We start from the raw sequence: 22,211 nt of genomic DNA on the forward strand, positions 1-22,211 counted from the left end.
ATACCCCCTCCTACTTGTTTTACCCGATTAGAGTTTTAAAACGATAGCTAACATTCTTAACCTTAAAGCTTTTTCCCTGTCAATTAGAAATACCCTCCAAAAGCTTGGTTGCTTCCTTCTTAACCTCCTCTTCTGCCTCTTTACTCTGAAGAACATTTTCCAAGTACACTTTGGCCTTAGCAGGTTCATTAAGAAAATTCCTATAAATAACCCCCAGATTATAGTTTACTATATAATTAGTTGGCTCCAAGCTGATTACTTGCTCATAATAATTAGCCGCTTTAGAATATTCTTTCTTTTGAAAATAACAAAAACCAATTTGGCTCAAAGCCATCTTATCCTCTGGAACTATCTCTAAAACCTTAGTCCAAAAAGTTATAGCTCTATCCCAGCTTTTAAGTTCCATAAATACAAGGGCTAGTTTTCTTAAGGATTCTATATCCTTAGGATTTTTACTGACCTTTTGCATCAGAGCAACAACCATACCCATAGGACTGTTTTGCATACTTTCATCTACAGTCTTTACGGTCAAGCTAGGATTAGCTATTCTATAAGCTAAAGAAGCTCCAAAAATAACAATAAAACTTGCTAAAATAATTATTAAAGTTTGCTTTTTTATAAACATTATTCTTCCTCTTTAATCATTTTTAATTCAAACAGTCTATTTTCTATATTCTTATGTTTTCTAAAAAGAAATAGTAAATACCCACTTATACCTATCCAAACCACAATATTAGCTAAAAAAATATATTTCATCTTTTACTCCTTTATAAGTTCTAAAAAGAGACCATCTAGTTTATTTTTTAACTTTAACTGCTTATAACGAAAAGAAAACAAAAAAATCCAAAGAAAGAAAAAAGTAAACAGACTAAAGAGCAAAGTAAAAAACATTTCCTCAGGAAGACCACCTTCCCTAGAAGCAAACACAGCAGGGTGAATACTTCTAAAGATTCTAGCAGAAAAAAAGACCAGAGGTACATCTAAAAAAGCAACTACACCTAACACAGCAGATAGTTTTCTTTTTCTAACCAGAGGTAAATCTAAAGTTTGGAGTAACAAATAAGCTGAATAGAGAAACCACATTACTAAAGTAGTGGTAAGCCTGGGGTCCCAGGTCCACCAAACACCCCAACTAGCCTTGGCCCAAATAGAGCCACTTACCAGAGCCAGTCCGGAAAAAAGCACTCCAATTTCTGCACTGGCCACACTAAGCAAACTATATTTTTCTTTTGCTTTAAACAAAAACAGTAAAGAAAAGCAAAAAACTAGAAAAAAACTAAACATTCCCCACCAGGCAAAGGGTAAGTGCAAGTAAAATATTTTTTGTACTATACCTAGAGTTGCTTCCACTGGAGCATAAAACCAAATCATCCACTGATTTATTATTAAAGAAAATAGGAATATAACAACTAATAACCACATATTTATTCTCCACTAAACACAAAGGGAAATAAAATATATCCACTTCCCAGGTAAATTAAATCAAAAGAAAACACTATTTTCATCCAGGAGGACAAACTAATATTTACTTCTCCCAGAAACCAGCTACCTGTCTTTACACCAGCAAGCACTAAGGGAACCAATAAAGGAAAAATAATTATGGATAAAAAGGACTCTCTTAATTCATGTCCTTGAGACAAAGCTCCCAGTAAAGAACCTACCAGCACTAAACCTAAATCAATAGATAAAAAAATAGCCAGGGCTAAAAAAGAAAACTGAACAACACTTTGCTCTAAAAACACAAAAATGGCTATTGAAAAAATAAGTTGAATAACCAGAGTAACCGTTAAACCACTTAAGGATTTGGCCAACCAGATATTTTGGCTAGCTAAAGGTGAAAGCAATAAGGCATCTTGCATTTTACTTTCTTCTTCTAAAAAATAAATAAAATTAAAAATCAAAATCAAAGCAAAAACAGTAGATATCCAGAAGATGGAAGCTGCTTGATTAGGAGTTATTCTCTCACCTATTGGTTTGGCTAGGCTAAAAATAAATATCAATAATAATCCCAATAAAATAGCCTGGACAAAAACACTGCTCCTTCCAAAGATAAGCTGGCAATCTTTTTTAACCAGAGCCCAAAAAGACAAATCAATGCTCCTTTATTTTGAGTTCTTTGTTTTCAATAGAGAGCTCAAAATCATAAGCAGAAAAGTTCTCTAAATGAGAAATCCAAATCACCAATTTTCCCTCTTTTTTAAAAAAGGTAATTTTTTCTCTCAATTTTGCTTGAAATTCTTTATCTAGACCTGTTTCTGGTTCATCCAACAAAATAACCTCTGGTTTACATAGAAACAATCTGGCTAAATTTAAACGTTGCTTCATACCCCGGGAAAAATTCTTTACCTTTTCTCGCGCAAAAAACTTAAGTCCAACTTCCTCCAGATAAGTCAATAAAGCTTGTTTACTAAGTTTTAGACCATAAATTGTAGCGAAAAAATCCAGATTTTCTTCTGCTGTCAAATAGGAATATAAAAAAGGCTGATGGGCCAAATAACCTACTTTATATTTGGGAGTAGAAGATATTACCTTCCCTTCTGTAGGCTTTAAAATACCTGCTATAATTTTAAGCAAAGTAGACTTTCCACTGCCATTAGCACCTCTTAGCATATAAATCTTACCTGGAAACAACTCTAGAGAAACATTCTTGAAAATTAAACGCTCTCCAAAAAAATGCGTAATATTGTTAAGCTCTAGCAACATAATTTATATTTTTTGCTTCCTAAATACAGCCAAAAGCCCAAATAAAGATAAAATACTTCCTCCAATCCATACCCAGTTAATAGCTGGATTTAGACTTACCTTAATACTTACATTTTTATCTTCATCAAAACCCAGTAAACTAATATACACTTCCTGACCTAAAGAAGGATAAGTATCCACTTCTACAAAAGGCTGTTCAAAATGAGCATATAGTCTTTTTTGAGGCAGCAATTCTCCTAAATATTTCTTCTGTTTATAAAGTTTAAATTTGGCCTCAAAAATCTTTATCCCTGGCTCTTCTTTTTGCACTAAATCCTCATAATGCAGTTCATAATTACTAAATGCCACCTTTTTTTGGGGAGATAAAATTAATTCTTTCTCCTGTTTAAAAGGTCCAGATAAAGCTACACCTATTACTAAAATAGCCAGTCCTAAATGCAAACCATAAACTCCCAAAAAAGAAATATTTTTATAAAGCTTTTCTTTAAATAAGCTAAACAAAACTGTACCTATTAAGCCAATAGAAACTCCTATAGCCAATAAAGAAAGAAGATTAGCATAACCTAAAAAGTAAAATAAACCAATAGAGCCCAAGGCTAAAAGCATAGCAACAAAAGATAAAGTTTTACTTTTTAAACTTCCTTGCCAGTTAATTAAAAAGCAAAAGAAAAGGACGATACTAATTAAGACAAATAAAGGCAAACAAACCTTATTATAAAATTTTGCATCCAATCCAATGGGGCTACTGGACCAAAGTTTAGAAATAACAGGCCACATAGTTCCCATAATAATAATTATTCCTATAAATATAAGTATCCAGGAAGTAATAAATAAAAGTCCAGACTTGGACCACACTTCATCTAGAGATTTAGAAGAAACTTTAACAAACAGATTTAAAATAACTATTCCTAAGTAAACCATCATAAAAACCACTAAAGGAGTGCCCACTCCTGTACTGCCAAAGGCATGCAAAGATTCCACTACATTACTTCTAACCAAAAAAGTGGCAAAAATACAGCTAAGAAAACTTAAATGTATCAGGGCATAACTGGTTTTATATAAGGTCTTCTTCCTTCTACTAATAAGAGATAAGTGTAGATAGGCAGTGGCAAAAAGCCAGGGAATAAGAGAAGCATTCTCAACAGGGTCCCAGGCCCAATACCCTCCCCAGCCCAACTCCATATAAGACCACCAACCACCCAGCAAAATACCAATGGTCAAAAAGACCCAGGCTAAAACAGTTAAATTACGAATAGGCCTGAACCAGTCTTTATACCTCCCCTCCAACCAAAAGACCAAGGCCAGACAGGCAGGTAAAGTAAACCCTGCATAACCTAAAAAAAGCAAAGGAGGATGAAAAATCATTCCCACATTTTGCAAGAGTGGATTTAGACCTCTTCCTTCTACAGGAGCAGGATCCAATTTTAAAAAAGGATTACTAGGACCAGTTAACATCAAAAGAAAAAAAGCTTCAATCAAAAAGTAAAATACCCAGAATAAAATCTTTTCTCGATCCCTTAAATTTTCTCTATAGGTGGGAGTAAAAATAAAGAAAACTCCCAGTAAAGCAATACACAATAACCAAAACAAAAAAGAGCCATCTTGCCCAGCCCAAAAAGCACTGAGTCTATAAAAAAGCGGTAAAAAGCTATCCGTATAATCATGGACATAAGAAAAAGAAAAGTCTTTTACTGCCAAGGCATAAAATAAAATAAATGAGGATAATAATACAGTAGCTGTAATTAGTTTTTGACATAATTCTAGATAACTTAACTTTATTTCTTCACCTTGATTAACAAGCAAAAAATATATACTTATACCTCCTCCAAGTATTCCTATCAATAAAGATAGAAGTAAAGAAAAAAAAGCTACATAATGCATAAAATATCTCCTTACTTAATTAAACAAGTGAAATAGTCAAAAACAGACTTATAAGCTTAATTATTCTTCTTTTTATATTTAGAAGGACACTTGGTCATAATCAAAGTGGCATCAAAAATATTACTTTGATGATTCATTTTTCCTTCTACTATCACTTCCACTCCTGGCTTAAAGGTATCAGGTAAGGCCCCTTGATAATAAACAGGAATAACTTTTTCCTTATTTTCCTTATCTGCCAGTAAAAAGTTTACTTCCAACTTACTCTTAGACTGCTTAAAATCCTTTGCCTCTACCAGGCCAAAGAGCCTGGCCTGGTCAATCTTATCCAATCCCATGGCCACGGCTTCAGACACTTTTAAAAAATAGACCTTATCTTCTTTTAAAGCACTTACTCCCAGATAAATAATTGCACCTAAAATCAGCAAAAAAGCCAAAATATAATTCTTTTTCATTCTTATTCCCTTGTTCCAATAATTTTTTTTCTTCTCTCTCTAGCTAGCTCTCGCATATCTATCACTTCATCTGTTTCGTCAATGATTTCTTTACCCAAAATCTCTTCCAGCACATCTTCCAGGGTAACTAAGCCGGCCACTCCGCCATACTCATCCAAAACAATAAAAAGATGAGTCCTGGTTTCCAAAAGTTTCACCAGCAGCCTATCCAAAGTTACACTTTCAGGTATGAACTGCACAGGTTTCATAATTTTATCCAGGGTCAAATTATGTTTATCACTAGCCAAAGAAGAAAGAAGATCCCTTCTTAAAACAATACCAACAATATCTTCAGGATCCTTATCATACACAGGTATTCTACTATGTGGAATAATTTTTTTCTTTTCAAAAGCTTCCTGCACAGTTATATTTACGGGTAAAGTAAACATAACTGTACGCGGAGTCATAATATCACTCACTCTTTTTTTATCTAAGTTTAAAATATTTTGAATAGAAGTTTCTTCATAAGGTTTTATAATTCCAGACCTTCTACCTAAGTTTAAAATTGCGATTAAATCATCCTCTGTAGCTTTACATTTATCTTTATTCTTTTCAATAAAATATACAAAAATATTGAACAATTTAATGATAGGTTTAAACACAACAATAAGACCATAAAGAGGATATACTATATAAGGAATAATCTTATCATTATATACTACACCTACTGTTTTGGGAATAATTTCAGAGAAGACTAAAATTACAAAGGTAAAAACCAGGGAAAATAAAAAAATACTCCCTTCTCCAAATACTTCTACAGCAGCAGCACCTGCAATAGCAGCACCCGCAGTATGGGCAATGGTATTTAGAGTCAAAATGGCACTAATAGGCTCTTCTATATTAGCTCGAAGGTCTTCTAAAATCCTGCCTGCTCTCTTGCTTCTATCCTTTAATTTCTCCACAGCTCCCCAAGAAATGGAATAAAGGGCAGCTTCAGCCACAGAGCAGAGAGCAGAAACAAAGACAGCCAAAAAGAAAGCTAAAATTAGGTCTAGCATGGAGAAGAGAAGTTAGCTTAAAACCATTAGAAGAGCAAGTTTCTCCTCTGGACCAAATTTACCTTTTAACCTTATTTTATTCTAACTTCCTGGTTTGAAAATATTTAGCCAACCTACTGGCTTCCTTTTCCTGGGCTTCCCAATTACCAAAGCCCAAACCTTTGGCAATAAGACTGGTCATCTCCCTTCTCATCTGAGCACTTACTTTGCCTGCGGGTTTGCGGGCCCAGGGTGTGCCTGGCAAAGGAATAAAGGTATGGGCATGCACCTTACCTCCCAGTTCCACAATTTGACGCATCAACAAAATGCTTTTTTGTTCATCTTCCCAGGACTCTTGAGGTAGGCCAAAAATAAAATCCACCACTGGTAAAAAGTTAAATTTTCTAGCCAGCTTAACTGCCTCTAACACATCTCCAGCCGTGTGCTTTCTACCACTTAATTCCAGGATTTTATCACTTCCAGATTGAGCCCCAATCACCAGATTTTGATTGTCCACCCATCTGGAAAGCACCTTTAAACTCTTGACACTAACCTGCTCAGGCCTGACTTCAGAAGGAAAGGAACCAAAAAAAATTCTACCCTGAGGAGCTATTTCTTTTACTTTAGCCAGTAATTCTTCAATTGCTTCCAGATTAACTTCCTTTCCGTCCTTAGAGCCATAAGCTAAAGCATTGGGAGTAATAAATCTAAAATCCAATAATTTTTTTTGCTTAAAAAATCTTACCCACTCTAAAAGGACTTCTAAAGACCTGTGTCTTACCTTTGGACCAAAAATATAAGAAGTTTGACAGTACTTACAGGCAAAAGGACAACCCCTGGTAATTTCCAGAGGACCAAAGCGTTTTAATTGTTTACTAAAGGGTAAATAAGAATTAAAATCTATCAGTTCCTTTTTGTTTTTTACCAATCTTCCCTTTTGTTTAAAGGCTATACCAGGAATATCTTTTAGCTCTTTATCTTCTATAAAATTTTTAATAAAAAGAGGAAAACTTTTTTCTCCCTCACCCAAAAAAACATAATCAAACCCTAAATCTAAAGTACCTTTATAATCTCCTGTGGGATGAGGTCCACCAGCAAGAAAAAGTGCAGTGGGAAACTTTTTCTTTAAATAATCTATTGTACTTTTTACGGTCAAAAGATTAAAAGAGGAAAAAGAGAAACAAAAAATTATTTTTTCTTTTTCTAAAGATAACTCTATCTCTTCTATATTTTTAAAAAAATGAACCTTACACCAGGAAAGTAGCTTAAAAGTTTCCAGTGCTCCTAAAAGAGCATTTATACTATAACGATTTAAATTATTGGACCAGAAAAAAAGAGAAACTTCAGACATAGAAAAGAAAGCCAGGAAGAAGATCTTCCTGGCTTAAAGGACAACTGTATTCTCAAAAGCTTTTTGCAGAGCAGCAAAATTTTTAGGTCCCAACTTAGCCCCAAACCTTTCCATTAAAACTCCTTCCATATCTGCAGGAGAAAGTAAGTTGGTAGCCTTAAGCAAAGCTCCCAACATGGTAGTATTAGTAATGGGTACCCCCAAAGTCTCTAAGGCAATTTTAAGAGCATCCACTTGGGCTAAACGGGGATAGCTATATTTTTTCTTCACGCTTTCAGCTTGTTCTGGAGTATTAACTACCACCAACCCCTTTTCCTTAAGTCCAGCATCTACTTTAACCACATCCAATAAAGTAGGATCCAGCACCAAAACCACATCTGGTTCGTAAATCTTCTCTCTAATCTTTATGGGCTCATCTGAAACCCTGACAAAGGCTTCTACAGGAGCACCTCTTCTTTCTGGGCCAAAACTGGGAAATGCTTGAGCATATTTGCCTTTATCAATGGCAGCCTTGGCCAAAAGCTCAGCTGAAGTTACTCCTCCTTGCCCACCTCGTCCATGAATTCTAATCTCCAACATCATTTCTACTCCTAAATTTTCTGCCTAAAATTTAAAGATTGTTTCAAGGTTTCTTGATCCATATACTTGACTTCCGCTCCCAGGGGAATACCCTGGGCTAACCTGCTTAAAATTAAATGAGAAAAGTCTCTGCTGACCATATTTTTTATGTAAGAGGCTGTATTTTCAGCTTCAACGGTGGCTCCCAAAGCCAGAATCAATTCTTTTAACTCAGGATCAGCCAGTCGTTTGCGTAAGCCTTCTAGATTTATGCCCTTTAACTCCTTATCTTCTAAAGGATTATAAAGACCACCCAAAATAAAATACTTTCCCCTATAAAAACCAGCCTCTTCTAAAACTAAATAGGAATCTAAATCTGCTACCACACAAAGTAAACTAGCATCCCTACTGGGATCTCTACAAATAGAGCACTCCTCTTCTTCGCTTAACAATCCACAATGAACACAAGGTTTTAATTTTTCTCTAAAAGTAAGAATAATTTTGCCAATATTTTGCACCTTTTCTTCTGGCCAGGTTAAGATTTCCATAACCATCCGTAAGGCGCTCTTAGGGCCAATCCCGGGAAAACCAGTAAAGACCTTCCAAAGCTCTTGTAAAGGAGCAGGTAAATGTTTAAGCATTGCTAAAACAATCCCGGGATATTCAGTCCCCCAGTAAGCTGGGACATTTCACTCTGAACCATTTCCTTGGCCTTTTTCAAACCATCATTAACCGCTGCCAGGACTAAATCTTCCAGCATCTGCACATCATTGGGATCTACTACTGTAGGATCAATTTTAATTTCTAAAACTTCCTGCCCTCCACTTACCTTTACCTGGACCATACCTCCGCCAGCTGAAGCCTCTACCACCTTATTCTTTAGTTCTTCCTGCATTTGAAGCATTTTTTTCTGTAACATCTGAGCTTGACGTATTAAATCGTTCATTTACTTCCTCCATTTAATTTTCTTATTTCCACTATTCTAGCATCAAATTCTTCTAAAATTTTGTGGACCAAGGGATGAGACTTTACCTTTTCTCGAAAATTTTTTTCTGTATTATTTTCTCTATTCTCTATTTGTCTATCTATAGTTCTATTATTTATTTCATTTTTTTTTTCTGCTTCAACCTCTAAGGATAAGTTTTCTTCCCTAACAGGTACAAGTTTGGGCAAATAAGCCAAATTAAAAAGTACCAGCTCTAAAGCAAGAATGGGATCTGTCCCTTTTAAAATACTTTTTGCCTCCTCTAAAACCATCTGCCAGCTTAAATGTATCCTGCTTTCTCCAAAAGCCTGGGCTACTTTTAACCAGAACTCCAGAGAGTCTCCCTTCCATGGAACAAGAGAACTAGCTTTTTTACCTAACTGAGAAAGAAGAAATAAATTACGCCAGTAATTAATAAACTCTTTTAAAAAAAAGGAAAGGTCCAGGCCACTTTCTCTAATTTCTTCACTTATATTATGCAACCTTTCTAAATCACTGTTAAAAATACTTTTAAATATCTGCTCAAAAAATTCTTCTCCAGCCAGGCCTAAGAGAAGTCTTACCTCCTTGGCTTGAAGAATCTTTTCAGAAAAAACCAACACCTGCCCCAAAAGAGACATGGCATCACGAATAGAACCATTTCCCTTTTTAGCAATAAGTTCTACAGCTTCTGGTTCAAACTCTATTTGTTCTTTTTTTAAAACTTTTTTTAAATGCTCTTCAATTTCTCTTTGGGTAAGAGACTTAAAGGTATAATGCTGGCATCTGCTAACAATAGTGATGGGAAATTTTTCCACTTCTGTAGTAGCAAAAATAAAAATACAGTGTTTAGGTGGCTCTTCCAGGGTCTTTAATAAGGCATTAAAGGCAGAATTAGAAAGCATATGAGCTTCATCAATGATAATTACTTTATAGCGAGAGTTTAAGGGCGGTAAAAAAACATCTTCCCTTAACTTGCGCACATGGTCTACTCCAGTATGAGAAGCTCCATCTATCTCCAAAACATCAGGAGAAGTACCTTTGGTAATGGCCATACAACTCGGACACTTATTACAGGGTTCAGGTGTAGGTGCCTTGGTGCAATTAACCACCTTGGCTAAAATTCTGGCCAAGGTGGTTTTACCCACTCCCCTGGTGCCACTAAAAAGATAAACTGGGGCTACTCTATCTTCTTGAGCAGCCCTTGAAAGCGCTTTTTTTATAGGGTCTTGTCCAACAACCTCAGCAAAGCACTGGGGACGATATTTAGCAGTTAGTTGTTCAGCCATTAGATTTCAAATTTGGTCAGCCAACCAGCGTATTTTAAATTGTCTCCCTTAACAATCTTAAAATATTCAGCTTGCAATAACAAAGAGATAGGTCCAGCTTGCCCCTGTCCAATCTGCCTCCTATCCACTTCCCGAATAGGAGTAACTTCTGCCGCAGTTCCACAGAAAAAGGCTTCATCAGCAGCATACAGCTCATCTCTGGTAAAACGCTGCTCTATCACTTCATACCCCATGTCTTTGGCCAGAGTAATTAAAGAATCTCTGGTAATACCAGGTAAAATAGAATCCAAAGGAGGAGTTTTTATTTTGCTGTGTTTTACGATAAAAATATTTTCCCCGGTAGCTTCAGCCACATACCCTTCAGGATCCAGCATTAAAGCCTCATCATAACCATCAGCTATGGCTTCTTGTTTGGCCAACACAGAATTGACATAATTACCACACACTTTGGCCTTGGTCATCATAATATTTACATGATGCCTGGTAAAAGAAGAGGTTTTAACTCTAATTCCCTTTTGTAAGGCCTCTTCTCCCAGGTAAGCTCCCCAGGGCCACACAGCAATGATTAAATGGACAGGATTTTTCCCAGGAAACACTCCCATACCACCCTGACCAATAAAGGCCAAAGGACGAATATAACCTTCTTCCAGTTTATTGGCTTTTAGGGTTTCAATAATAGCCTCTTCTACCTCCTTAGGAGAAAAGGGTATTTTCATCTCCACAGCTTTAGCAGAATTAAACAGTCTTTCCACATGTTCTTCCAACCTAAATACAGCTGAACTTCCATCCACGCACTTATAACACCTGATCCCTTCAAATACCCCAACTCCATAGTGCAAGGTATGGGTTAAAACATGCACCTTGGCATCAGCAAAGGGAATTAACTTCCCATCAAACCAGATCTTTTCTGCGCTTATCATAAAGCCTCCATTTATTTAAATTAACTCCTAGCCCTAAAATAAATCTTTAAAGGCACCATTTCCAAATTAAATAATTTTCTCAATCTATTTTCCAGAAACCTTTTATAACTGGGTTTTATTTCCTTAGGTTCATTCACAAAAAAGACAAACTCTGGAGGATTAGTCCCAGTCTGGGTTACATAATAAAATTTAAGCCTTCTTCCTTTTCCCAGAGGCGGCTGATGCCTGTGCACTTCCCTTAACAACTTGTTTAAGTGAGAAGTGGGAATACGGGTTCCACATTTAGACCAGAGTTTATGCACTAAAGGTAAAAGCCCACCCAAGCCAGCTTTAGTAACATTAGAAGTATATATTACTGGCACATAGTTACAAAAACGGAGCTCATAAGCTATCTCTTCTTTTCTTTGCTTAAGCTCATACTCCTCTAATAAATCTATTTTATTTACTACTACTATAAAGGGTATGCTTTCCCTTTCTAAAAAGGAAATAAGCTTTTTGTCCTGATGACAAACACCTTCTAAAGCATCTATTAATAGCAAAACAACATTTGCTTTTTTAATTGTTTTTAGAGCTTTTAAGACACTAAAGCGCTCAAGCTTATCCTCGATACTAGTTCGCCTTCTTATTCCTGGAGTATCTACAAAGATATATATCTGCTCATCTTTTTCTATTTTTATGTCAACACAATCTCTAGTAGTACCGGGAATAGAACTAACGATTTGTTTTTTTCTTCCCACAAAATAATTAATCAAAGAGGATTTTCCCACATTAGGACGACCCAACACGCATAACTTCAAGCCTTCTTCTTCTTTTTTCTCTTCACTCTCACCTAAAAAAGGTAACCTTTGGATAATCTCTTCTAATAAATTAGAAACATTATACCTATGCGCAGCAGAAACAGCTATCAAAGGAAAGCCAAGGCCATAAAAGTCAGCCAATAATACACCTTCCTGCTCTAATCCATCCACCTTATTTACTACTAGCAGAGTATTTTTGCCACTTTGCCTTAACAAGTTAGCAACTTCCTTATCTGCTGGGGTCAGACCATCTTTTCCATCCACCACAAAAAGCACCAGGTCTGCTTCTTCCAGGGCATCTTCAGCTTGAGCCAGAACCTCTTTTTCCAGTTCTTCTTCCCCTTCCAGAATAAGACCACCTGTATCTACCAGGGAAAACACACCCTGCTCATGTTTCACTTCTCCGTAGATATTATCTCTGGTCACTCCTGGCCGGTCGTGAGTTAGGGCCTTGTTTTCCCTGATAAGCCGATTAAACAAAGTGGACTTGCCCACATTGGGACGCCCTAAAATTACAACTAAAGGTAGCATACTTTTCCTATTTTCCCTCTTTTAAACGTGTACTAATTTCCTCAGCTACCTTAACTCCTGAAAGCAACATTCCGCCAAAAATAGGACCCATTCTATAGGAACCAAAGCAGGCATTAGCTGCCATTCCACAGACATAAATACCAGGAAAAGCCTCTCTGGTATTTTTTAAGGTATTTTCTTCAGCCACTTCAGCCCACATGGACTTTTCTCCTTCAATACCACCAGAAGGAGTAAAAAGTTTAATATCATTTTTACGCACCAAAGTCTTCAAAACCTCTGTATCATGGCCAGTGGCTTCTATAACGAATTTGGTTTCCAAAACCAAGGGATCTACATGTAGACCGGCTATTTCCACTGGGCTGTAATTTACCACCAGGCCAGCCACCCTTTTTACCTTACCCTCTTCTCTAATCACCACATCTTCCACACTCATACAATTAAATATTTTAGCTCCAGCCTTACAGGCCTTGGAAGCTAAAGTAGTAGTAGCCAGTACAGCATCCACCACATAATAACCAGGCTTATATTCTTCACAGATAATATCCATTTCTTCTAAAATCTGCTTTCCTTGCTCTTGTACCACAATATAATTAAAGGTCATTCCACCTCCCCACATGCCACCGCCAATGGAGAGTTTGCGTTCAAAAAGAGCGACATTAAAGCCCTCTTTGGCCAGATGATAAGCTGCAGTAAGCCCAGAAGGACCACCACCCACAATGGCCACATCCAGATTAAGGCAACGCTTAAAATCTTCAAAATATTTACTAATGATAGCTTCAGAAATAATCTTTTCGTCTAAACTCATCCTCTTCTCCTTTTTATCTATTTTTCAAAAAACTAAAATCATAAGGATAGGAAAACACACCTTCTTCAGTAATTATACCTGAGACCAGTTCAGCAGGAGTAACGTCAAAGGCGTAGTTAAAGACCTTTACTCCTGCAGGAATTATTCTCTTACCTTGGATATGGGTTACTTCTTCTTGCTTTCGTTCCTCTATGGGAATGTCTTCTCCTTTTACCGTATAAGGATCTATGGTGTACAAAGGTGCTGCAACATAAAAGGGGATGTTGTGTTTTTGAGCCAAAACAGCCACGCTATAGGTGCCAATTTTATTGGCCACATCTCCCTTACTGGTAATTCTATCTGCACCTACAATGACTTTACTTACCTTTCCCTGCTGCATCAAAAAACCACAGGCATTATCACAGGCCACAATGACCTCAATATTGTCCTTTTGTAGCTCATAGGCAGTAAGTCTTGCTCCCTGTAAAAAGGGTCTGGTTTCATTGGCAATTACGGTTATTTTTTTTCCTGCTTCAATGGCAGCCCGAATCACGCCCAGGGCTGTACCAAAACCTCCGGTAGCCAGGCTTCCAGCATTACAATGGGTCATTACCACATCTCCATCTTCCAATAATTTGGCGCCCCAGGAACCCATTTTTCGGTTAATCTCTATATCCAAGCGGTGAAGGGCCAGGGCTTCTTGGACCCAAAGGCCATAAAGCTCTGAAGCAGAAAGTTCTTTTTTCTCTTCCCATTTCTTAGACATAAAATCCACAGCCCAGGCCAAATTTACAGCTGTGGGTCTAGCAGCTTTTAATAGATTTAATCCCTTAAGTAGTTTTTCCTGCCAATCTGCATAAGCCTCTACTTCCTTTAACAAAAGGCAGCAGCCATAGGCCGCAGTAATCCCTATAGCTGGAGCACCCCTAACCACCATTTCCTGTAAACTATAAATGATATCTTCCAGGTTCCTGGCTTCAAACCACTCTTCTCGCTCGGGTAAATAGCGCTGATCTAATAAACGCAAAACAGGTTCTTCTGGCTTAAAAAAAATATGCTCCATCTTTTTACCCCATTTTTTTCAATAAAAGAGAATTCACCAGTTGTGGATTGGCCTTTCCTTGAGTAGCACGCATTACCTGGCCTACAAAAAAGCCCAGAAGCTTTTTTTCTCCCTGTTGAAAACGCTCCACTTCTTGAGGGAATTTAGCCAGGATATCCTCTACAATACCTTCCAGTTCACCAGTATCAGAAATTTGTATCAGGCCTTTTTCTTTTACATATTTTTCAGGGTCAAGACCTTCCATAAACACTGGTTCAAAGATGTTTTTGGCAATCTTACCACTAATAACGCCTTTCTCAATTAATCCCAGCAACTTAGAAAATAACTCTGGAGTAAACCTGGATTGAGAAAGGCCAATCTTTTTCTCATTTAAAAGCCTTAAAACCTCTGATAAAATCCAATTACAGGCCTTTTTAGGCTCCACCCCCAAAGCAATACTTTGTTCAAAAAAATCAGCCAGTTCTTTCTCACTGGTCAAGGTCAAAGCCTCATCTTCACTTAAACCGTATTCAGCTAAAAAGCGTTTATAACGCACATGAGGAAGTTCAGGCAGAGAAGCTCTTATTTCTTCTATCCAGCTGTCCTCCAGGTCCAGAGGAACCAAATCTGGGTCAGGAAAGTAGCGATAGTCATGGGCTTCTTCCTTGCTGCGCATGGATTTGGTAATGTTCTTTTGCGGGTCATAGAGCCTGGTTTCCTGAACTACCTCTTTACCATCTAAGACTAAATCTATTTGCCTTTCAATTTCGTATTCCAAGGCCTTTTGCACGTGCCTAAAGGAATTCATATTTTTTATTTCTGTTCTGGTGCCAAACCTGGACTCTCCCCTGGGTCTGATGGAAATATTGGCATCGCATCTAAAACTACCTTCTTCCATATTGCCATCACAGATTTCCAAATAAAGCAAAATGGAACGCAAAGCCTTTAAATAGGCGACTGCCTCTTCTGGAGAGCGCAAATCAGGCTCAGAAACTATTTCCAGCAAGGGAACTCCAGTTCTATTTAAATCCACAAAACTAAGACCATCCCCACTTCCATGGATAGACTTTCCCGCATCCTCTTCCATATGAATCCTAGTAATACCTATCTTTTTTTCTCCCTTTTGGGTCTGAATCACAAGATAGCCCTTTTCAGCAATGGGTAGTTCATATTGAGAAATCTGATATCCCTTGGGCAAATCAGGATAAAAGTAATTTTTGCGGGCAAAAATAGAGTAATTATTTATCTTACAGTTGACAGCCAAACCCATTTTTACTGCATATTCTACCACTTTTTTATTTAAAACTGGCAATACCCCAGGCATCCCGGTACATACAGGACAGGTATTCTTATTGGGTTCCTGGCCAAAAGAAGTGGAGCAGGAACAAAAAATTTTGCTCCTGGTCTTTAGCTGAGCATGTACTTCTAAGCCAATAACACTCTCAAATTCCATTTATTCCCCCTATTTAGCACTATAAAGCTCTGGATTTAAATTTGGATCATTATACATTTTAAATTGAAAATACACCTTAGGCACTTTTAAACCTGAAAAATAATCTTCTACAAGCTCTATTAAAGATTTTTTAAGGTCAAAATGCTGTTCTTTTAATACAGAAAGTTTATGCTTACAAGTTTCTATATGTTCCAATCCAACATCATCTCTTAAGGTTTGTTCTTGCATATGATATATTTTTAAACTCAAGATAGAAAGTCTATCCATTATAGACCCAATAGTCTCTGTGTTATATTTTTTCTCTTTAACTTCAGGTAAATAGGGAACAATATTGTTGACAATCCATAAATCAATCTTTTCCATCCAATCATTTCTAAGCTGATTTAATTTATCTATTTCTCGTTTACAATTAGCTATAACACTATCATCTACATCCTTTCTTCTAGCCCTATCTTCCACATGCCATAATTTAAAATTACAGGCATGCTCAGTTAAAACTATTTCTAAAAAATCTAAACCTTCTTCATTTCTGCTTAAATCAAGTTCAATATCCTTTTCATGCCATTTAGAAGTATATTCTTCTTGTCTGGATATGGCTTGAGTTAAAATTTCCTTAAATTCTTCTCTAGTCATTTTCTCCTTTCCTCAACAACAAGTACACCCTGGCTCTATGTTGTAATCGTCCAGCAACAAACTCAGCTTCCCAGCCTGAACCACAAAAAAGATCCAAGTGCTCTCCTTTAATTGCTCCCCCTGTATCCTGCACAGCCAAAAGAGACGTAAAAAACTTATCGCCCACTAATCCAGGCAAAACTCCTTCTACCAGAAGGACGCCACCCCAGGGTACGAAGCTATTATCACTAGCTACACTCACCCAGGGAGTCAACGGCTGGTTTATACAACCAAAAGGGCCTTCCTCAGCCAGTTTAAAAAAGACATAGCTGGGATTGGCCTGCAATACTTCATCTACGAGCAAGGGATTATCCTTTAATACTCTATAAATACTTTGCATGCTCACTTCATCTTTTTTTAACAGACCTTTTTCCACTAACAACCTGCCAATAGAAACATATTGTAATCCATTTTTACCTGCATAAAGCACATGCTTTACCTTTCCATCTGGAAAAATAAGCCGCCCTGACCCTTGAATGTGTAAAAAGAATAACTTTATCTTATCCTTAACCCAGGCTATTTCTAATCCTTTTCCTGCCAAGGCCCCCTTATCTATTTCTTTCCTGGAATAATAAGGTAATACCTCATTTCCTTCAATTCGATAATAGATTGTTTCTCCTTTAAAACGAGGATGAAACAGCTCTAAATTCAAAACCTTTAAATCAGCAGGAAGTCCATAAATGGGATAGAAATACTCTCCTTTTTTTTCATAACTCGCTTCAAGCCATGGTTCATAATAGCCAGTAAGCAAGGTATTGCTGGAAAGCAGATAAATATCAAAGAGTTTTGCTAAATATTCAGGGTTGTCTTCAATAAGCTCCAGGTTTTCCTTTAAGGTAACAACAGTATTGAGTAAGTCTTGATAGGTAACTTTTAGTTGTTCTAAATTTAAAGCTACTGCTTCTGGCTCTTTATTTTTTAAAAAAGCTTCCTGACGCTCTAAGGCCACTTTTATAGCTGGAGTAAAAGATAAACTTTCACTTTGTAATTTAGTAGCTAATTTTTCTATTTCTGAAGGAGAAAGTTTTTGCCAACCCAGTTCTACCTTAGGAGCACAGGAAAAAAGAAAAAAAAATATTCCCAACAAATAATAAATAGCACGCATAATTAGGAATTGACCAATTTTACCAAACTGGCATCAAAATATTTACCCACTCCATATTCTTTTCTTCTAAAGAACTTGTCAGGAGCAGGCCCTATTATTTGCATTTCTGGATTTTTCTTCTGTACATCCAAAGCTATCTGCATTTCCTTGGTGCAACCTGTGGAAAAGGTAGCATCTTTGCCAGCCCAAACTGGAGGCACCTTTTCTCCCAAAAGCTCAAAACTCTTTTCTATGTCTTCCACAGTCTGAAAACGCCAGATATCTATAAGCCCACTTCGCTGCACCATCTCCCACATATACATCAAATCATCACCATCCATTCCTGGAATAAAATGTTCTGCAGGATTGATGATATAAATACTATCCAATTTATTACGCAAATAATTAACGAATGTATTTAAAATTTTAATCGCTGTCTTGGTCTGGCCAGGTATACTACCCACAATAGCACTGTAAAACATCACCTTTTTACCCTGAGCCTTGGCTTTCTTCATCTCACTTTTAATTTGTTCAGCTTTGGCTATAATTTCACTTTCAGTTATTTTACGCACTTTTGGACTTTTGGCTTTAAATATACAGCGATGATTTCCTACTTTATCTCTATAAAAGACAACTATATCCCTAGTAAAAACATGAGAAGTAAGACATAGTCTTCTATAATTACCATATCCTTTAGCAATGATTAAATCACTTTCCTTCCAGGCTCTAGAGAAGGTCACGCTTGTTCTACACAAATTTAATCTTTCTCTAGTTCCATCAGATATAACTACCAAGTCATGCTCTTTCATTTTTTGCAAAAGTTCTTTTTTAGATATTCTTTTATTAGTAATAAAATAAGCATTTTTCAACATTTTTTGCAAAATCATATCAGAATCTATATCCCAGATAGTAGGATAATCAAAATAAAATCCATCTTTTAAAGCCAAAACAACTTTATGACCTAATCTAAGTAATAATTTGACAACCAATAAGTCAAAGACAAAAGCTCCAGCACTATCTGGCAAATAGAGTATTTTTAGGCCTAGATCTCGCTTTGGCCCCATATTTTGAAGTAAAGCCTGTTCAAAATTAGAGAACTCCTGCTGATAAAAAGTCAAATTTTGTTTTTTCTCCTTTTCTCCATTCCACAACTCCTCCTGTAGAGAGAGGGAAAAGAGTTGAGAAAGCTCAAACATATCTAGCTGCCAGCGTAAGTCCTTTAGGCTGGTACAGGGAAAACTACTTTGAGGACAAACATTGACCAGGTTTTCAAATTCAGCCGAGTGAATATAGTTATAAACCTGCTGGTTAAACCATTGTTTCCTTACTTCATAGGGATCGTGGACAACACATTGAGAAAGTAAAATTGTTATCAAGCGCTTGGTCAATCTAGAGGGAATTAAAATCAAGTTCTTATAGGCATGTCTAAATTTATAACGCCAGAGATTGACCAATTTTTTCCGTAGATAATCTTCTAAGGGTAATGAGTTTAAAAGCAAAACCAGTCTCTTCCAGGTAGTTAAATATTCTTTTTTTAAATCTTTACTTAACTCGCCTTTAAGCAAATTCAACAACAACCAATCAGTACAGGGAGCAAAAACCTGGTCCTCATCTAAATCCACCATAAAACGTAGTTGCTCATAAGAGGCATTCTCTTCTGGATTAGCTAAAGGATCTATATCATTTTCAGTCATAAAATTTAAAATCCAGGCATCCAGGACAGGATCTTTGCCATAGTAGAGATCTTTCAGAGAATTTATAGCTGGAATTTCTTTCATAAATAAAACCCTTTTTCTTTAAGTTTACCAAGATAGCTCTCTTTACTCTTCTGAAGTAAAGCAAATAACCCTTCTTTACTCCTTACCCTTAAAGTATCCTCAGAGCTAAATTCAATCCCCCTTTGCCCATCAACAGTAAGCATGGCCAGGGCTTCTGAAGATACTATCCTCACTTCTAGTTCACTTTGCGCAGGTAAAACCAAAGGATAGGCTTTATTTAAAAAAGGACAAATCCAGGTAAGACTAAAGGCAGGAATATCAGGATGAAGCACAGGACCACCCGCAGAAATATTATAAGCAGTAGCTCCAGTAGGTGTGGAAAATATTACCCCATCAGCGCGGACTCGAAAAAAATTCCCGGCAAAACTCACTTCTATTTCCAATAATCTCGCAAGCCCACTTCTATGTAAAACCAGATCATTTAAAGCCCATCCCTTTTCCCTTCTTTCCACCAGTTCATATTCAAAGCCCAACCTAGTACTTAAAACATACTCTCCCCTTAAAACAGCCAATAAACCTTCCTGCCATTCTTCCAGTTCAATTTCAGTCATAAACCCTACTCTACCCAGATTGATGCCCACAAAAGGTATCTTAGGAAAGCCCAGCTTTCTGGCTACACTCAAAATAGTTCCATCTCCACCAGCCACTATAATCAGATCTTTGTCTTTTATCTTATCGGGTAAAGAGGTTCCTTTTACTTGATTTGAGAGAATTTCAGCCTTTACGCTTAAGGTAGCTAAATAGCTCTGAATTTCCTTAGCCACCCGCAAGGACAACTCATCCGCATATTTAATAGCTATAAGAACATTTTTAAATTTATAATTCATTAACGGACAAACTTTTTAGGATTTATGTTGTATTTCTTTACCTTATAATTAATAACCCTATAACTGGCTTTTAAATCTCTAGCAGCTTGCAACATATTTCCTTTAGCTTTTTTTAAAGCTTCAATTATAATTTCCTGTTCAAACTCAGCAACTGCTTCAGCAAAAGGGAGTTGATTGTCTGTAGCTGAACTTTCTGCAGTCTGCAATGTAGGAGGTAAATGATATGTCCTTATAACTTCCTCATTACATACTAAAACAGCTCTTTCTATGCAATTTTTCAGCTCCCTAACATTACCTGGCCAATGATATTGTACTAACAAATCTATAGCTGGAGTCGATATTCTTTTAATCTTTTTATTATACTCTCGAGCATAGTGTTCTAAAAAATTCTCAGCTAAAGGTAAAATATCTTCTCTTCTTTCTCTTAGAGGAGGAATAAAAATGGGAAATACATTGATACGAAAATACAAGTCCTCTCTAAATTTACCTTCCTTAATTAACTCTTCTAAAGGCTGATGGGTAGCACAAATAATGCGCACATCCACTTTAATATCTTTTTCCCCTCCAACCCTTTGAATCTCTCCTTCCTGAATTACCCTTAGTAATTTGGCCTGAGCTTCCAGGCTTAATTCTCCAATTTCATCTAAAAATAAAGTACCCTTATTAGCCAGTTCAAACTTACCTTTTTTACTCTGATAGGCTCCAGTAAAAGCTCCCTTTTCATGTCCAAAGAGTTCAGATTCAATGAGTTCAGAGGGTAAGGCTGCGCAATTCAACTTAACCAAAGGCCCATCTCGAACTTCACTTAAGTTGTGAATAGCTTCAGCGAGTAATTCCTTACCTGTGCCAGATTCTCCTCTCAGTAAAACCGTAGCTTTGGAGGGAGCAACTTGAGAAATTTGGGTCATAATTTGGGACATGGACTTGGAATAAAAAACCATTTTTCCTGGGGAAAACCTTTTTTCTGGATTGGGCCCCATATCTGGTAAAAAATGTTTCTTGGCCAATTCATCCTGTAAGTAAGAAGTGTGTCTGGCAATAACTACCGCTAAAAGTTGCAAAAATTCACATTGCTCTTCTAGGTCCACCTGACTTCTTCTGGCTAAATCACAAGTAAGTACTCCAAAGACTTCCGCAATTCCATCTTTATTAATAAGCTGTACTGGCACAGCAATAAAGGCCAGTTGCCTGAGCTCTCTTTGGTCTCTATTAAAGGCTAAATTTAAAAACAGAGGCTCTTCTTCCATAATAGGGACAATAATGGGCTTTTTTTCTTTAACCGCTTTACCAATAATTCCCTCTCCCAAAGAATAGCTTTTTTGCGGCACCTTGGAATAACCAGAATAGATAGCAAATTCTATCACCTGGGAAATGGGGTCAAAAATGGCTAAGGACATATGCCTATAGCCCATTTTGCGACGCACTTCAGCTAAAAGCTGAGTCAGACCTTCTTTTAACGGCTTGGAAAACGAAAGGTCAAAAATAGCCTCCCGTAAAATCCTTAAGTAGTGCATTGGCTAAGCTCAACTCCTATTTGTACAGCCTTTAAATTAACATCTACTATTTTAGGTTTCAGATATTTCTTAATGCCCTCTATCAAGTCCTCTATTCCTATCTCCAGGCAACCCAAAGCCAGAAAAGCTGCCAGCAAAATGGTATTGGCAGTTTGAGGGACTCCTATTTTTTTGGCTCCTTCTAATACATCAAAAAAATAGGACTTTTTAGCACAAGCTAAGGACTTTTCCTCTATCTCAGACAAAGAAGGATAATTTTCCCTGCCTAAAGCCACTCCAATGGGATAAAGGGGATTTTTACTGGAAATAACCACTCCCTCTTTGGCCTTTAAGTAAGGAAGGGCCCTTAAGGTTTCCAGGGGTTCAAAACCCAGTAAAAAATCAGCCTCTCCCTTTTCTATCTTAGGACTTTTATAACCGCCCAGAAGTACAAAGGTATGTACCACTCCACCTCTTTGAGCCATACCATGAATTTCTCCAGCAGTTACTTCTATACCTTTATCTAAAGCCAGTTGAGCCAACAGATTGGTCACGGTCAAAGTGCCCTGACCACCCACACCTGCAAAAAATATCCTAGCTAAAGCCATAATAACTC

24 protein-coding genes are annotated in these 22,211 nt (G+C 37.0%); all 24 read right to left on the minus strand.

Translation table 11 applies throughout. The annotated features are described in order from the left end of the window. Positions 1–79: 79 nt before the first annotated feature. The gene (locus ACTCIM_RS01770; RefSeq protein ID WP_464279966.1) at positions 80–625 is read right to left on the minus strand and encodes a tetratricopeptide repeat protein; all 546 of its coding nucleotides are present in this window, start codon (positions 623–625) and stop codon (positions 80–82) included. Next, positions 625–756 carry a CcmD family protein gene (locus ACTCIM_RS01775; RefSeq protein WP_464279967.1) on the minus strand — a complete coding sequence of 44 codons (132 nt, stop codon included), beginning with the start codon at positions 754–756 and terminating at the stop codon, positions 625–627. The genes ACTCIM_RS01770 and ACTCIM_RS01775 overlap by 1 nt, the downstream gene beginning before the upstream one ends. 3 nt (positions 757–759) lie before the next feature. Next, positions 760–1,422 (minus strand): cytochrome c biogenesis protein, encoded by a 663-nt coding sequence (locus ACTCIM_RS01780; protein WP_464279968.1) that lies wholly within the window; start codon positions 1,420–1,422, stop codon positions 760–762. 2 nt (positions 1,423–1,424) lie between these two features. Continuing rightward, complete coding sequence (locus ACTCIM_RS01785; protein ID WP_464279969.1) at positions 1,425–2,090, minus strand: heme exporter protein CcmB; 666 nt, start codon at positions 2,088–2,090, stop codon at positions 1,425–1,427. Between the two features lies 1 nt (position 2,091). Further along, positions 2,092–2,703 carry an ABC transporter ATP-binding protein gene (locus ACTCIM_RS01790; protein ID WP_464279970.1) on the minus strand — a complete coding sequence of 204 codons (612 nt, stop codon included), beginning with the start codon at positions 2,701–2,703 and terminating at the stop codon, positions 2,092–2,094. A 3-nt stretch (positions 2,704–2,706) separates the two neighbouring features. Beyond that, positions 2,707–4,584, minus strand: a complete 1,878-nt coding sequence (locus ACTCIM_RS01795; protein WP_472313508.1) for a heme lyase CcmF/NrfE family subunit — start codon at positions 4,582–4,584, stop codon at positions 2,707–2,709. A gap of 56 nt (positions 4,585–4,640) precedes the next feature. Beyond that, entirely contained in the window at positions 4,641–5,036 is a 396-nt protein-coding gene (locus ACTCIM_RS01800; RefSeq protein ID WP_029966351.1) for a cytochrome c maturation protein CcmE, read from the minus strand. 2 nt (positions 5,037–5,038) lie between these two features. Then, positions 5,039–6,073, minus strand: a complete 1,035-nt coding sequence (locus tag ACTCIM_RS01805) for a hemolysin family protein (protein ID WP_029966353.1) — start codon at positions 6,071–6,073, stop codon at positions 5,039–5,041. A 76-nt stretch (positions 6,074–6,149) separates the two neighbouring features. Further along, positions 6,150–7,403 carry a TIGR04013 family B12-binding domain/radical SAM domain-containing protein gene (locus ACTCIM_RS01810; RefSeq protein ID WP_472313510.1) on the minus strand — a complete coding sequence of 418 codons (1,254 nt, stop codon included), beginning with the start codon at positions 7,401–7,403 and terminating at the stop codon, positions 6,150–6,152. A 33-nt stretch (positions 7,404–7,436) separates the two neighbouring features. Then, entirely contained in the window at positions 7,437–7,982 is a 546-nt protein-coding gene (locus ACTCIM_RS01815) for a pyruvate ferredoxin oxidoreductase subunit gamma (RefSeq protein WP_029966364.1), read from the minus strand. 11 nt (positions 7,983–7,993) lie between these two features. Continuing rightward, positions 7,994–8,602 carry a recombination mediator RecR gene (recR, locus tag ACTCIM_RS01820; protein ID WP_029966367.1) on the minus strand — a complete coding sequence of 203 codons (609 nt, stop codon included), beginning with the start codon at positions 8,600–8,602 and terminating at the stop codon, positions 7,994–7,996. A 2-nt stretch (positions 8,603–8,604) separates the two neighbouring features. After that, positions 8,605–8,907, minus strand: a complete 303-nt coding sequence (locus ACTCIM_RS01825; protein WP_029966369.1) for a YbaB/EbfC family nucleoid-associated protein — start codon at positions 8,905–8,907, stop codon at positions 8,605–8,607. Then, the gene (dnaX, locus tag ACTCIM_RS01830; protein WP_472313511.1) at positions 8,904–10,214 is read right to left on the minus strand and encodes a DNA polymerase III subunit gamma/tau; all 1,311 of its coding nucleotides are present in this window, start codon (positions 10,212–10,214) and stop codon (positions 8,904–8,906) included. Before dnaX ends, ACTCIM_RS01825 begins: the two co-directional genes overlap by 4 nt. Continuing rightward, positions 10,214–11,134 carry a branched-chain amino acid transaminase gene (locus tag ACTCIM_RS01835; RefSeq protein ID WP_472313514.1) on the minus strand — a complete coding sequence of 307 codons (921 nt, stop codon included), beginning with the start codon at positions 11,132–11,134 and terminating at the stop codon, positions 10,214–10,216. Before ACTCIM_RS01835 ends, dnaX begins: the two co-directional genes overlap by 1 nt. 20 nt (positions 11,135–11,154) lie before the next feature. After that, on the minus strand, positions 11,155–12,462 hold the full coding sequence (gene der, locus ACTCIM_RS01840) for a ribosome biogenesis GTPase Der (RefSeq protein ID WP_472313517.1): 1,308 nt from the start codon (positions 12,460–12,462) through the stop codon (positions 11,155–11,157). Positions 12,463–12,469: 7 nt separating this feature from the next. Beyond that, positions 12,470–13,267 (minus strand): sulfide-dependent adenosine diphosphate thiazole synthase, encoded by a 798-nt coding sequence (locus tag ACTCIM_RS01845; RefSeq protein WP_029966379.1) that lies wholly within the window; start codon positions 13,265–13,267, stop codon positions 12,470–12,472. A gap of 13 nt (positions 13,268–13,280) precedes the next feature. Continuing rightward, positions 13,281–14,309 (minus strand): S-methyl-5-thioribose-1-phosphate isomerase, encoded by a 1,029-nt coding sequence (mtnA, locus tag ACTCIM_RS01850; RefSeq protein WP_472313520.1) that lies wholly within the window; start codon positions 14,307–14,309, stop codon positions 13,281–13,283. A gap of 4 nt (positions 14,310–14,313) precedes the next feature. Continuing rightward, positions 14,314–15,741 (minus strand): Asp-tRNA(Asn)/Glu-tRNA(Gln) amidotransferase subunit GatB, encoded by a 1,428-nt coding sequence (gatB, locus tag ACTCIM_RS01855; RefSeq protein WP_472313523.1) that lies wholly within the window; start codon positions 15,739–15,741, stop codon positions 14,314–14,316. A gap of 9 nt (positions 15,742–15,750) precedes the next feature. Continuing rightward, positions 15,751–16,374 carry a DUF4254 domain-containing protein gene (locus ACTCIM_RS01860; RefSeq protein WP_472313524.1) on the minus strand — a complete coding sequence of 208 codons (624 nt, stop codon included), beginning with the start codon at positions 16,372–16,374 and terminating at the stop codon, positions 15,751–15,753. Then, positions 16,367–17,518 (minus strand): murein transglycosylase A, encoded by a 1,152-nt coding sequence (gene mltA / locus ACTCIM_RS01865; protein ID WP_472313527.1) that lies wholly within the window; start codon positions 17,516–17,518, stop codon positions 16,367–16,369. Before mltA ends, ACTCIM_RS01860 begins: the two co-directional genes overlap by 8 nt. Before the next feature lie 2 nt (positions 17,519–17,520). After that, positions 17,521–19,275 carry an ARMT1-like domain-containing protein gene (locus tag ACTCIM_RS01870; protein WP_472313529.1) on the minus strand — a complete coding sequence of 585 codons (1,755 nt, stop codon included), beginning with the start codon at positions 19,273–19,275 and terminating at the stop codon, positions 17,521–17,523. After that, positions 19,272–20,102 (minus strand): NAD(+)/NADH kinase, encoded by an 831-nt coding sequence (locus ACTCIM_RS01875; protein ID WP_472313531.1) that lies wholly within the window; start codon positions 20,100–20,102, stop codon positions 19,272–19,274. The genes ACTCIM_RS01870 and ACTCIM_RS01875 overlap by 4 nt, the downstream gene beginning before the upstream one ends. Further along, a complete protein-coding gene (locus ACTCIM_RS01880; protein ID WP_029969014.1) occupies positions 20,102–21,616 on the minus strand; it encodes a sigma 54-interacting transcriptional regulator in 1,515 nt (504 codons plus the stop codon). Before ACTCIM_RS01880 ends, ACTCIM_RS01875 begins: the two co-directional genes overlap by 1 nt. Beyond that, positions 21,604–22,203, minus strand: a complete 600-nt coding sequence (locus ACTCIM_RS01885; protein ID WP_464279985.1) for an indolepyruvate oxidoreductase subunit beta — start codon at positions 22,201–22,203, stop codon at positions 21,604–21,606. Before ACTCIM_RS01885 ends, ACTCIM_RS01880 begins: the two co-directional genes overlap by 13 nt. Positions 22,204–22,211: the final 8 nt, after the last annotated feature.

This window comes from Desulfonauticus sp., assembly GCF_055126295.1.